The organism is Aquabacter sp. L1I39 (assembly GCF_017742835.1).
Lineage (GTDB): Bacteria > Pseudomonadota > Alphaproteobacteria > Rhizobiales > Xanthobacteraceae > L1I39.
The window spans coordinates 2,818,082-2,830,612 of sequence record NZ_CP072392.1; the positions used below are offsets into that span (position 1 = coordinate 2,818,082).

The following is a 12,531-nucleotide window of genomic DNA, read 5'->3' on the forward strand; positions in this document are numbered from 1 at the left end:
GGCGGACGGTGGCAGGGTTTTGTGTATGTCATTGCATACAATGTCCGCAATGCTCACCCCTGCGCCCCGTCGGGGCCTATGAGGCGGCGGCGCCAATCCTCCACCTGCCCGGTCTCCAGACGGCGCAAGGCGAGGCGGCGCCAGGTGTCCGGCAGGGGCGGCAGCCGCGCCATCTCGCCCAGGCCGTACCGGTCGTCCGTCTCCACATAAAGCAGGCGCGAGAGGCGGGTCAGCGGCCAATGGGGCAGGGGACGGTCCAGAAGTTCAAGCGCATCCCCCGCCGCCACCGGCCCCTCCTGCCGCACGCGATAATACCAGCCGGTGCGGCCACTCCGCTGTACGCGGATCGCCATGTCCGGGCAGTCGAATCGGTGGTTCAGCTTCCAGCAGGGCTGGCGGCCCTGGCTGACCTCCAGCACGGCGCCACCCAGGGCGAATACGTCGCCGAGGCAGATGTCCGCTTCCGTGACTCCGTGGGTTGAGAAGTTCTCCCCAAAGGCGCCCGGCTCATTGAGCACTGAGCGCGGACCAATCTCCGCCCGCCAGGCGTCATAATGCGTGCGGTCATAATGGTGCACCGCCTTGTCCGGCCCGCCATGATGGCGAAGGTCGCCCTGTCCGTCGCCGGCAAGGCCGAGGCGGCTCAGGAAGACCGGTCCGGCCACGGGGCGCTTGGCGATGCCACTCCCATCGCCGCGGGGGCCGAAGGGCTGGACCTGCCCGATGAGGAGCGCGTTCAGCGTCAAGATCATGTCTCAAGGCTCGCCAGCCAGTCCGCAAGCATGGCCGAGCCCGCCTGGCGCAAGGCGTCGCCATGCCGAGCGGCTCCAAGCCGCAGCGCCACGGGATCGATGGCCGCCCCGGCCAGTTCCGCCGCATGACCGATCAGCCACCGCTCGAACCCGCTGGCAAGGTCCGCCTCGGGGTGGAACTGCAGGCCGAGCACATTCGGCCCCATGGCAAAGGCCTGGTTGCGGCACAAAGGCGTGGCGGCGAGGGGAAGGCTGCCCGCGGGCAGGTCAAACATGTCGCCATGCCAGTGCAGAACCGGAACGTCGGCAAGGTGCCGCAACGGACCCCGCGCGCCATCCGGCGTCAGGGCCAAGGGCGAGAAGCCGATCTCCTTCACCCCGGTGGCGCCCACCTTGGCGCCGAGCGCGGCGGCCATCATCTGGGCCCCAAGGCAGAGGCCGAGGGTGGGCCGGCCGGCGGCAAGGCGGGTGCGCAGGAGGTCTAATTCATCGAGCAGGACCGGATAGGTCCTGGTCTCATAGACGCCGATGGGGCCGCCCAAAGCGATGACGAGGTCGGTGCGGACCGGGTCAATCGTCCAGAGCGGATCGACGCCCACATCAACATAGCGCACGCCATAGCCCGCCGCCTCGATCACGGGCGCGAACGTGCCCAGATCCTCGAAATGAACGTGCCGGAGCGCGACGGCGGTCTTCAGCATGGCCCTTCCTCCTGCGGCTGTGGCGGCTTGATAAGAGCGCCCCGGAGGGTCAAAAAGAGCCAGTTTTGACAAATCGAATAGGCCGGTGGATGGATGAGATCATCTTTTCTCTGGAGCCGGGCGGGGCGCGGCCGGTCTTCCTTGAGTTAAGCGAGGCCCTGATCGCCGCCATTACCGCCGGCCGCCTGCGGCCCGGGCAACGCCTGCCGGGAACGCGCGCGCTGGCGCGAACCCTCGGGCTCAACCGCAACACGGTGGACGCCGCGTATCAGGAGGCGGTGCTCCAGGGCTGGCTTGAGGCGCGGGCATCCAGTGGCACCTATGTGGCGCGCGACCTGCCGGACGGGACCGCGCCATCTGGAGGCACGGCGAAGAACGCGCCCGTCGCGGCTGCGAAGGTGCGGACGGCTCAGCCGCGCCTGTCCTTCTCGGACGGCGCGCCGGACGTGCGCCTGCTCCCGGTGGCGGAGATCGCCCGCGCCCTGCGACGCGTGCTGCGCGGGCCGGACCTGCGCGCCTCCGGTGCCTATGGCGACCCGCGCGGAGCACAGGCGTTGCGGGAGCAGTTGGCGCAGCATCTTGCTGCCCAGCGGGGCCTCGCCATCGATGCCGATGACGTGCTCGTCACCCGCGGCAGCCAGATGGCCCTCTTCCTGGCCGCCCGTTGCCTCGCCGCCCAGGGCGCCGCCATTGCCATGGAGGAGCCGGGCTATCCGCTGGCCGCCGCGGCCTTCCGGGCGGCGGGCCTGCGGGTTGTGGGGGTGCCGGTGGATGAAAGCGGGCTCTCCCTGACCGCCTTGGAGCAGACGGTCACGACCGATCCTTCCCTCCGGGCGGTGTATGTGACGCCCCATCACCAATATCCCACCACCGTCACGCTGGGTGCTACGCGCCGGGTGGCGCTGCTCGATCTCGCCCGGCGGCATGATTTTACTATCATCGAGGACGATTACGACCACGACTACCGCTACGATGGCCGGCCCGTCCTGCCGCTCGGTGCGCGGGCAGGGGGAGACGTGCGGCTCGTCTATGTGGGGTCGCTTTCCAAGCTGCTCGCGCCAGGCTTGAGGCTCGGCTATGCGGTGGCCCCGCCTGAACTGCTGGGGCCGATGGCAGAGCTGCGTCAGGCCATCGAGCGGCAGGGCGACCTGCCCCTCGAACTGGCGGTGGCGGCCCTCATGCGGGAGGGCGATCTCTGGCGCCATCTGCGCAAGAGCCGGCGCATCTATGAGGACCGGCGCGACGCTCTGTGCGATCTGTTGCGCGCCCGTCTCGGTGATCGGCTTGCCTTCACGAAGCCGGTGGGCGGGCTGGCGCTGTGGGCGCGGCTGGGTCAAGGGCAGGATGCTGGACGGTGGAGCGCGGCAGCGGCGGCGCAGGGGCTCGCCGTGACCCCGGCCAGCGCCTTCTGCCTCCATGGCGAGACGGCCCCCCAGGCCTTCCGCCTGGGCTTTGCCGGGCTGGATGGGCGGGAAATGGCCGAAGCGGTGGACCTGCTGGCACGCGCGTCCGAGGAGGTCAGGTGACCTTGTAGAAGGCCCGGTACCAGTCGACGAACTCCGCCAAGCCTACCTCGATGGGGGTGGAAGGGGAAAAACCCACCGCCTGCTGCAGGGCGCTGACGTCGGCGAAGGTGCTCACCACGTCCCCCGGCTGCATGGGCAGGAGCCGGCGGCGCGCCTTGCGGCCGATAATGTCCTCAAGGACGTGGATGAACCTCTCCAGCGGGATGGGCGTGTGGTTGCCCACATTGAAGAGCCGATGAGGCACGTCGGCATGGATGCGGCCCGGCTCGCTGTCCCCCTCTTCCAGGCGGTCCACCGGCGGCAGCAGCATCAGCCGCTCGATGGCCTCCACCACCTCGTCGATATAGGTGAAGTCGCGCTTCATCCGCCCGTGATTGTAGACGTCGATCTCCTCGCCTTCGAGAATGGCCTTGGTGAACTTGAAATAGGCCATGTCCGGACGGCCGAATGGCCCATAGACGGTGAAGAATCGCAGGCCCGAGGCGGGAATGCGGAAGAGGTGGCTATAGGTCTGGACCATCAGCTCATTGGCGCGCTTGGTGGCGGCATAGAGCGAGACGGGAGTGTCCACGCGGTCGGTCTCTCGGAAGGGCACACGGGTATTGGCGCCATAGACCGAGGAGGAGGAGGCATAGATGAGATGCTTCACCGGCACCGCCCGGCACGCCTCCAGCACTGAGAGCGTTCCTTCCACGTTGGAGTGGGTGTAGCTCCTGGGGTCGTCCAGCGAGTAGCGGATGCCGGCTTGCGCGGCCAAGTGGATCACCACGTCGGGCAGGAAGTCGCGCACAGCCGCGAGGGTCTCCGGCCCGTCCGCCAGATCGATCCGCCGCTCGGTGAAGGTGTTGGAGCCACGCAGGAGCTTGACCCGTTCCTCCTTGAGGCCGAGATCGTAATAGGGCGTCAGGCAGTCGATGCCCATCACCTCGACGCCATCCCGCAACAGGCGCTGCGCAACGGCACAGCCGATAAAGCCCGCAGTGCCGGTGACCAGAACGCGCACCATCATTCACTCCTCAGGGCGCCCGGTGCACGCCTCGCCCCGCCTTGCTGCGGGTCGCCGTCCTCTGACCGCCCACCCCATCCGCTCCGGCTGGCGGATGGAAGGAACGGCCGCTCCTGGCGCCGGATCGCTTCGTCTTTGTTCTCCGCCTACGGACATTGATCCGCAGACGCATGGGTCGTCGCCCCCAGCCTTCCCAAGCACGGCTGTTCGGCCCATTCAAGGCAGACGTGGCGCAAGCGTCATCTTCGCCTGTGAAATAGCGGGCGTGTGGAGGTAAAAACGGCATCTCCCCTTGGCGCGAGGCCGCTTCACCCGCCCTCAGACGGCAAGCGCGGTGCGGGCGTCGTGGCGGATGCGCTCCACCATCGAGCGCAGGCCATTGGACCGTTGGGGGGTGAGATGACCTTCCAGCCCGATACGGCGGAACACAGCCAGCGGATCTGTGTCGAGGATTTCGCGCGCCGTACGGCCCGAGAGGAGGGTGAGCAGCACCGCCACCAGGCCCCGCACGATATGGGCGTCGGAATCCCCCTCGAAGCGCAGCACGGGGCCGTCCGGACCGGCCTCGGTGTGGCTCACCAGCCAGACCTGGCTGGCGCAGCCCTGTACCTTGTTGGCTTCGGTGCGTTCGGCTTCGGGGAAGGGGGCAAGGTTGCGGCCGAGCTCGATCACATAGCGGTAGCGGTCTTCCCAGGTGTCCAGCACCTCGAAGTCCGCCACGAGGTCTTCCGCGTCCATCTCGCCTGTCCCTGCCATGCCCGCGCCTGGCGGACGATCCTGCGGCGCCGCACCATGCGGGCCACAGGCAGCATATAGAAGCGAGCGACGGGAAGGAAAAGCGTTCAGGCCGGCCGGCGCTGGGGCAAGGGGACGCTGAAGCTGGGCGCTTGTGGCGTTGCGCCGGGCGTGGCCGGCTCGCCGCCCCAGCTCGGTAGAAGGTCCTGGGGGGTCAGCGTGCTGCCGCCATGGGCCGCATCGGGCGCGCGCGGCGCCTCCGTTCCCGCATGGGAGCCGAAATTCTCATAGAGCCACTTGGCGCTCATCTGCGCCTTGTCGAGGATGTGGGAGACCATCTCGCCGCCCACCTCGCACGCATCCGGCTGGCGCTGGCAGAAGCCGCGCGCATCCGCCAGCACCGACTGCGCGGCGCTCAGCGCCTGCCACGCCCCGATCTGCCGGCCACCGTCGCTGGACGTACCGATGGGCAGGATCAGAAGAATGAGGGCCAGCCAGAAGGCCATGCGCAACAGGAAGAACATCGACGCCTCGACACCCCTGGCGAGCCTCCCATGCCAGGAGCCGTCATCCTAGCAAAGGGGAAGGGCCAGGGCAGCCGGGCAGGGCTATCCATCGCAAGACATCGTTAACGCTGTTACGCAATGTGGCCCGCCAAGGACTTGGGTGCACCCGCGCGGGGGCGCGGGCACCTGTGACCGGAGCCGGGTTGCCTATTTCCCGAGCCCCATGGTGCGCGGCAGCCACAAGGTCAGGTCCGGGATATAGGTGATGGCGATGAGCGCGATCAGAAGCGGCACCAGCCAGGGCAGGATGGCCACCGTCGTGCGCTCCACCGAGAGCTTGGCCACACGCGCCAGTACGAACAGTACCATGCCGAGCGGCGGGTGCAGCAGGCCGATCATCAGGTTCAGCGTCATCACCAACCCGAAATGGATGGGGTCGATGCCGAGCTTGAGGACGATGGGCAGGAGGATCGGCACCAGGATGGTGATCGCCGCGATGGTGTCGATGAAGCAGCCCACGAACAGGATCAGCAAGTTCGCCAGCAGCAGGAACACCCATTTGTTCTGGGTGAAGCCCAATATGGCGTCCGAGAGGATCTGGGCCGCCTGGCTGGCGGTGAGGAGCCACGCAAAGATCGAGGCGGCGGTCACGATGAACAGCACCGAGGCTGTGGTCTCGATGGTGTCGAAGGTGGCCTTGGCCAACGTCTTGAAGGTCATGGTGCGATAGCGCACCAGCCCCAGGAACAGCGACCAGATCACCGCCGCCACCGCTGCCTCGGTGGGGGTGAACCAGCCGAGCGTCATGCCGCCGATGAGAATCACCGGCGCCATCAGCGCCATGACGGCGGAAAAATCGAAATACCAGTCGGCCGCCAGCAGCACGGCAAGCGCGATGATCACCGCCTGATTGGTGGTCAGGCCGAGCGCCATGAGGATGTAGACGCCGAGCGGAAAGCAGGCGACCACCACCACTTCCAGCCCGGCGCTGGCGAGCCGACGCAGGGAGAATTGGGCATCGTTCCCCCAGCCGTTGCGATGGGCGAAATAGGCCACCGTCACCATCATCAGCACCGTCATGAACAGGCCCGGCAGGATGCCGCCCAGGAACAGCGCGCCGATGGAGACATTGGCCATCATGCCGTAAATGACGAACGGCAGGGATGGCGGGATGATCGGGCCGAGCGTCGCTGACGCCGCCGTTACGCCGACCGCGAACTCGGTGGAATAGCCATGGTCCTTCATGGCCTTGATCTCGATGGTGCCGAGCCCGGCGGCATCCGCGATAGCGGTGCCCGACATGCCTGAAAAGACCACCGAGCCGATGATGTTCACCTGGCCCAGGCCGCCCCGCATCCAGCCCACCAGGGCCACCGCGAAGCTATAGATCCGCCCGGTCACCCCGGCGATGTTCATGAGGTTGCCGGCCAGGATGAAGAAGGGCACGGCGAGGAGGGGAAAGCTCTCAACCCCCGCAATCATGCGCTGGGCGATGACCACATCCGGCACGGTTCCCGAGACGAGGATATAGAGCAAGGACGAGCCGGCCATGGCGAGGGCCACCGGCACGCCGCAGATCATGAGGCCGAGAAAGGCGCCAATCAGGATCCACATGTCAGGCCTCCGTTCCGTCGAAGGCCTCGGGGCGCTCCAGGATGGAATAGCCGCGCCTGATATTGGCGACCGTTACCTGGACCGAGCGAACGAACATGAGGGCAAAGCCCGCCAGCACCGCGTAATACAGGACGCTTTTCGGAGCGTTCACCATCACCATGGGCTCGTCGCCCACCAGCTCGATGTAGCGGACCATCAGCCAGCAGGCATAGGCGAAGAAGCCGGTGCGGACGAGGTCGACGGCAATCGCCATCCCTCGCCCCACCGGCGCGGGCAGGAAGCGGTAGAGCAGGTCCACCTGGATGTGCCGGGACAGCCGCACGCACATGGCCGCGCCCAGGAACACCACTGCCACCAGGCAATAGGTGGCCAGTTCCTCGGTCCAGGCGAAGCTGTCATTCAGCACATAGCGGGTGAAGAACTGGGTGAAGACCAGCCCGGCCATGCCCCAGAAGACGATCAGGGTGATCCAGTCCTCCGGGGCGTAGGGAGAGAGATCAACGGGCGCGGTTTCCTCGAAGGTGTGGGCCAGCTCTTCGCCGGTGACCTGCGTGTGGACCTCGCGGGTGAAAGCCTGTTCAGCCATGGCGATTCCGGACGGCGCAAAAGGGAGGGCATCCGGCAGGCGGCACGAGGCCCGCCGGAGCGGCGATCATGCGAGGGAACGGCGGGCCGGGCGCTGGGCGCCCGGCCGGACCCTCAGGAGCCGGACTTGATGGCCTGGATGCGGTCCCAATCGGCCTTGCGGTAGCCGAAGCTCTCGAAGGTGATGGTCTTCATCACCTGGTCGCGGAAGTCGGTGGTGTCGACCTCAATGATGGTCAGGCCCTTCTGCTTGAACACCTCGATGAGTTCCTTCTCGCGGGCCTGCACTTGCTTGGATGCCTTCGCGGCCGCTTCCTGCGTGACCTCCGTGAAGATCTTCTGGTCCTCCGGGCTCAGCTTCGCCCACAGCCCCTTGGACACGATGGTGTTGAGGTGGTCGACAATGTGGCCGGTGAGGATGATGTTCTTCTGGACCTCGTAGAACTTCTTGGCCTCGATGGTGGTCAGCGGGTTTTCCTGCGCGTCCACCGTGCCGTTCTGGAGGGCCAGATAGACCTCGGCGAAGGCGATCGGCGCGATATTGGCGCCGCAGGCCTTGGGCATGGCGAGATAGGCGGGGGCATCCGGCACGCGGATCTTCAGGCCCTTCATCTCCGCGCAGGTCTTGAACGGCTTATTGGAGGTCGCCTGCCGCACGCCATAATAGGTGACCGCCACAATGTGGTTGCCGGTCTTGTCCTCATAGCCCTTGGCGAGGTCCTTGAAGACGTCGCTCTTGGAATAGGCGATGAGGTGGTCGGCATCCCGGAAGGTGTAGGGATAATAGGTCACGCCGATGGGCGGGTAGGCCTTTCCGGCGAAGGACGAGCCGGAAATGATCATGTCCACGGTGCCCAGCGTCAGGCCCTGGTTGATGTCGCTTTCCTTGCCGAGCTGGGAGGCGGGATAGACTTCGATCACATAGCGCCCGTTGGTGCGCTTGTTGATCTCCTCCGCCGCCCAGACCGACGTGGTGTGGAAGGGCTCCGAGGTCTCATAGACATGGGCCCATTTCAGCTTGGTCTGGGCGCTGGCCGGCCCGGCAAGCATGAGGGCGGACCCGAGGGCAAGCGCGGCCGTGAGCCCGCAACGAAGAACGGACATCTGTTTCCTCCACCAATGGCCCGGCTTTGAGGTTTGGCGTGCCGGTTTAAATCGATTTGAGTCGCGGATCTGACGTCCCCGTCCTCATCTCGCTGCCATGGTACTATGGAAGATGGCCGGGGCAAGGGGCGATCGGATGGCGACCCGATGGCGATCGGTCGCGCCTGTCCGGGCTTGAGTACGTCGACGCGCAAACGGGCCGAAGGGACCGAGCGTGGAACGCGAAGGGGCTGCTCAGCAGCCCGCCTGTTCGGGCCCATCGAGCCAGAGCCGGTTCACATGGCCCATTTTGCGGCCGGGGCGGGCTTCGTCCTTGCCGTAGAGATGCAGGTGTGCGCCGGGTTCGGCCAGGATGTGGGCCCAGGTATCCACGTCGTCGCCGATGAGATTGATCATCTCCGCATGGCCCAGGCGCGCCGGATCGCCCAGCGGCCAGCCTGCAATGGCGCGCACATGCTGCTCGAACTGGCAGGTGACGGCGCCGTCCATGGTCCAATGGCCGGAATTGTGTACGCGGGGCGCGATCTCGTTGACGATCACCCGTTCGCTCGGGCCTTCGCCCGCCACGAACAGTTCCACGGCAAACACACCCACATAATCGAGCGCGTTGGAAATGCGGCAGGCAATGCCCCGCGCCTGCTTGGCGGCTTCGGCACCGAGCCGCGCCGGTACGGTGGAGCGGTGCAGGATGTGGTTGCGGTGCTCGTTCTCGGTCACGTCGAAGGCGGCGAACGCATCGTCCGAGCAGCGGGCGGCGATGACGGACACTTCCCGGGAAAACGCGATGAAGCCTTCCAGGATGGCGCTCTGGGCGCCGATGGCGGTCCAGGCGGCGGCGAGGTCGTCGCCGGGGCGGATGGTGACCTGGCCCTTGCCGTCATAGCCGAAGCGGCGTGTCTTCAGCACCGCTGGCAGGCCGATGGCAGCGACTGCCGCTTCGAGGTCCGCGAGGCTGTCCACCGACGCGAAGGGGGCGGTCTCGATGCCGAGGTCGCGCACGAAGCTCTTTTCCGCCAGCCGGTCCTGCGTCACCGCCAGCGCCCGCGCCCCGGGGCGCAACGGCACCCGCGCGGCCAGGAACTCAGCGGTTTCCAGCGGCACGTTCTCGAACTCGTAGGTCACCACGTCGCAACGGCTCGCCAGTTCGGCCAGCGCCGCCTCGTCCTCATAGTCCGCGCAGATATGCCCGTCTGCCACCCGGAAGGCCGGGCTGTCCGGGTCGGGGCACAGGATCTGGGTGCGCAGGCCAAGCTGGGCGGCTTTCAGGGCGATCATGCGGCCGAGCTGGCCGCCGCCGAGAATGCCAATGGTGGAACCGGGTTTCAGCATGAAGATCAAACGGGCCGTTCGGCCACGGCCTCGGTGCGTGCGGCGCGCCACGCCTCAAGGCGGGTGGCAAGCTCAGGATCGGACAAGGCCAGGACGGCGGCGGCGAGCAGCGCCGCATTGGTGGCGCCCGCCTTGCCGATGGCCAGCGTGCCCACTGGAATGCCCGCCGGCATCTGGACGATGGAATAGAGGCTGTCGAGGCCCGACATGGTGCGGGATTCCACCGGCACGCCGAACACCGGCAGGGTGGTCATGGCCGCCACCATGCCCGGCAGATGGGCCGCCCCACCCGCACCGGCAATGATCACCTTGAAGCCTTCCGCGCGGGCGGATTTGGCGAAGGCCACCATACGATCCGGCGTGCGGTGGGCCGAGACGATGCGCGGATCGCAGCCGATGCCCAATGCCTCCAGCGTCTCGACCGCATGGCGCATGGTGTCCCAATCGGACTGGCTGCCCATGATGACGGCCACGGGCCGCGATGTCATCGCTTCCATCCCTGAAAAACGGAAAGCGCGGCTTTATCGGATTGGGGCGGGAGGGGCAAGTGCGGCAAGGGCTGCGGCCACGACTTCCTTTTGCCCGGATGAGCAAGAGGCCGCGCGCCACCTTCAGCGCAGCCGGCAGGCGTGCGGGGCCTTGTAGTTCAGTTCCACCCGGTCCAGCCGGCGTGCCACCAGCACCACTAGCCGGCTTCCGCCCCCAACGAGGGCCGCGAGGATGCCGTGGGTGGTGAGGTCGCTGGCGCCTCCCGGCAGCATGCCACGGGCGATGGCGCCGATGTCGCGGCTGGCGAAGGGATCGCTGCCGGGCGAAACCGGGAACACACGGACGCGCGCGTCATAGCCGTTGACATGCAGCCGCGTCACCGCGTCGCCGGCGGCTGGATCAAGCCCGGCGAACGCGGCCAAATAGGGCGGCGCCAGGGTGCCGATATGAATATGCAACTGGTGCTGGCTGCGGTTGAGCGCGGATTGGGCGAGGAAAGCCAGTCCGTCCAATGCGAAGGGCGGCGTCACGAGGGATTGGGAGGCGAAATAGGCATCGGACCAGAAATTGCGCGCCGAAAGGCCATTGACGTCCTCGATCCCGATGACGGGATCCCGCGCCCAGAGAATGAACCGGCAATTCTCCCCCGCGGCGCGCGGATACCTGTCCGGGCTTTGGAAGCGGGTGTCATACTGCAGCACAAAGCCACCATCTGCCTTCCGATCAGCCATGAACTCACCCTGGCTGTCGCTGCACCGCCCGCCCGCGCACAGGGGAGAGGTGATGAAACGACGCACCGTGCAGGCTTTCGCCCCCGCGTTGCGCGGGTCGTCGCAGGAGCGGCAGGGGGCGGGCACCTTGTCATAGGCATTGGCGCGGGACGGGGAGGCCCAATGGTCGAGGGCTGGCGAATCGGAGGGGAAAGCGGGGCACAGGAAGGGGGCTCCCTGACCGCCGCTTTCTTGCGCCAGAGCCGGCATGGCCAAGGCAAGGAGAAGAACATGCGCCAGCACCTGGATCGGCAGGTGTATCCCAAAGCACCAGAGCCCTGGCATCCGCCGCCGCCACATTGCCAGCACCGTGATGCTCTCCCGGAAAAGTGGCGCATTCGCGCAAACGCACGCCGCATCCCCTTAGGGGACGCTGACCGTCCGCTGAGCGGGGTGGCAGCAGCATACCTGGATTGGGGCCGGTGCCCACGCAAAATGAGCGTTTCGGCCCCGCCGTTCTCCTTTACGCCGCCAGGTGCGCCGCCATCACCACGCGGTTGTGGCCTTCGTCCTTGGCGGCGTTGAGGGCGTCGTCGGCGCGCTTCATCCAATCGTCCACGTCTTCCCGGGGAAGATATTCGGCGACGCCGATGGAGATGGTGACGGAAGGCCTTTCACCCGACGGCAGCAACACCGCCATGCCCTGGATCTCGCGGCGCAGAGCCTCGGCAATGTCACGGGCGGCGGTCTCCGGAGTGCCGGGCAGAAGGATCGCGAACTCCTTCACGCCCACACGCGCGGCGCGGCCAGCATGGGCCCACAATACCTTTGAGACGGCAACGAGAACCAGGTCGCCGCTGGCATGGCCATAGGTCTCGTTGACGCTCTTGAAGTGGTCGATGTCGAACAGCAACAAAGACAGATCGCCGCCGCCCAGGATCATTTCCTCGGCCAGGTTGAAATAGGCGCGGCGGTTCAGCAGCGAGGTGAGCGCGTCATGGGTGGCCCAGCGCACCAGTTCGCGGCGCGCCTGGTTCATGCGCTCAGCGCCGCGCAGGCGCGCTTCCAGCTCGATCTTGTCCGGGGGCTTGCGGATGAAGTCGTCCGCGCCGCTGTCCAGGGCTTCCACCAAATGCGTCGTGTCGTTGCTGGACGACATGGCGATCACATAGATCGGCCGGCCCTTGTTCGCGATGACCCGGGCCTCCCAGCACAATTGAATGCCGGAAACGCTCGGCACCTCGAAGCTGGTCATCACCACATCAAGGTTGGTGTCCTCGTGCAGATGATGCAAGGCGTCTTGGCCGTCAAAGAAAGGGCAAACGCTATGCCCCATGTCTTCGATCATCCGGCCCATGAGCTTCAGGCTGACTTTACTGGGTTCCACCAACATAACGCGCATGGGAAAACCTTCGGGCATATCTGTAAAGGAAATATACCCGACGCAAAGAAATAGTGGTGATCGGCTATTGGA

General features: G+C 66.5%; 13 protein-coding genes. 1 reads left to right on the top strand and 12 read right to left on the bottom strand.

Annotated elements, in window-relative coordinates; translation table 11 throughout:
• Positions 1 to 53: 53 nt before the first annotated feature.
• On the bottom strand, positions 54 to 752 hold the full coding sequence (locus J5J86_RS12515) for an MOSC domain-containing protein (protein ID WP_209098405.1): 699 nt from the start codon (positions 750 to 752) through the stop codon (positions 54 to 56).
• Positions 749 to 1,453: a glutamine amidotransferase gene (locus J5J86_RS12520; protein WP_209098407.1), complete on the bottom strand. Its 705-nt coding sequence runs from the start codon at positions 1,451 to 1,453 to the stop codon at positions 749 to 751. The genes J5J86_RS12515 and J5J86_RS12520 overlap by 4 nt, the downstream gene beginning before the upstream one ends.
• 89 nt (positions 1,454 to 1,542) lie before the next feature.
• On the opposite strand from J5J86_RS12520, the gene pdxR reads away from it, so the two are divergent.
• Entirely contained in the window at positions 1,543 to 2,979 is a 1,437-nt protein-coding gene (pdxR, locus tag J5J86_RS12525) for a MocR-like pyridoxine biosynthesis transcription factor PdxR (protein ID WP_209098409.1), read from the top strand.
• On the opposite strand, the gene J5J86_RS12530 is transcribed toward pdxR, so the two are convergent.
• The 10 genes from J5J86_RS12530 to J5J86_RS12575 form a co-directional block, all read right to left on the bottom strand.
• Positions 2,972 to 3,988, bottom strand: coding sequence for an NAD-dependent epimerase/dehydratase family protein (locus J5J86_RS12530; protein WP_342449041.1), 1,017 nt, complete (start codon positions 3,986 to 3,988; stop codon positions 2,972 to 2,974). The two genes, pdxR and J5J86_RS12530, sit on opposite strands and share 8 nt — an antisense overlap.
• 315 nt (positions 3,989 to 4,303) lie before the next feature.
• Positions 4,304 to 4,723, bottom strand: coding sequence for a SufE family protein (locus tag J5J86_RS12535; protein ID WP_209098411.1), 420 nt, complete (start codon positions 4,721 to 4,723; stop codon positions 4,304 to 4,306).
• A 104-nt stretch (positions 4,724 to 4,827) separates the two neighbouring features.
• The gene (locus J5J86_RS12540) at positions 4,828 to 5,244 is read right to left on the bottom strand and encodes a DUF5330 domain-containing protein (protein ID WP_209098413.1); all 417 of its coding nucleotides are present in this window, start codon (positions 5,242 to 5,244) and stop codon (positions 4,828 to 4,830) included.
• Positions 5,245 to 5,433: 189 nt separating this feature from the next.
• Complete coding sequence (locus J5J86_RS12545) at positions 5,434 to 6,840, bottom strand: TRAP transporter large permease (RefSeq protein ID WP_209098415.1); 1,407 nt, start codon at positions 6,838 to 6,840, stop codon at positions 5,434 to 5,436.
• 1 nt (position 6,841) lies between these two features.
• Positions 6,842 to 7,426 (bottom strand): TRAP transporter small permease, encoded by a 585-nt coding sequence (locus tag J5J86_RS12550; protein WP_209098417.1) that lies wholly within the window; start codon positions 7,424 to 7,426, stop codon positions 6,842 to 6,844.
• A 113-nt stretch (positions 7,427 to 7,539) separates the two neighbouring features.
• Positions 7,540 to 8,529, bottom strand: a complete 990-nt coding sequence (locus J5J86_RS12555; RefSeq protein WP_209098419.1) for a sialic acid TRAP transporter substrate-binding protein SiaP — start codon at positions 8,527 to 8,529, stop codon at positions 7,540 to 7,542.
• A gap of 234 nt (positions 8,530 to 8,763) precedes the next feature.
• On the bottom strand, positions 8,764 to 9,858 hold the full coding sequence (locus tag J5J86_RS12560) for a 5-(carboxyamino)imidazole ribonucleotide synthase (protein ID WP_209098421.1): 1,095 nt from the start codon (positions 9,856 to 9,858) through the stop codon (positions 8,764 to 8,766).
• 5 nt (positions 9,859 to 9,863) lie between these two features.
• The gene (purE, locus tag J5J86_RS12565) at positions 9,864 to 10,346 is read right to left on the bottom strand and encodes a 5-(carboxyamino)imidazole ribonucleotide mutase (protein WP_209098423.1); all 483 of its coding nucleotides are present in this window, start codon (positions 10,344 to 10,346) and stop codon (positions 9,864 to 9,866) included.
• Between the two features lie 123 nt (positions 10,347 to 10,469).
• On the bottom strand, positions 10,470 to 11,360 hold the full coding sequence (locus tag J5J86_RS12570; RefSeq protein ID WP_247657568.1) for a CDP-diacylglycerol diphosphatase: 891 nt from the start codon (positions 11,358 to 11,360) through the stop codon (positions 10,470 to 10,472).
• A gap of 220 nt (positions 11,361 to 11,580) precedes the next feature.
• Positions 11,581 to 12,459 carry a diguanylate cyclase gene (locus J5J86_RS12575; RefSeq protein ID WP_209098425.1) on the bottom strand — a complete coding sequence of 293 codons (879 nt, stop codon included), beginning with the start codon at positions 12,457 to 12,459 and terminating at the stop codon, positions 11,581 to 11,583.
• Between the last annotated feature and the right edge of the window lie 72 nt (positions 12,460 to 12,531).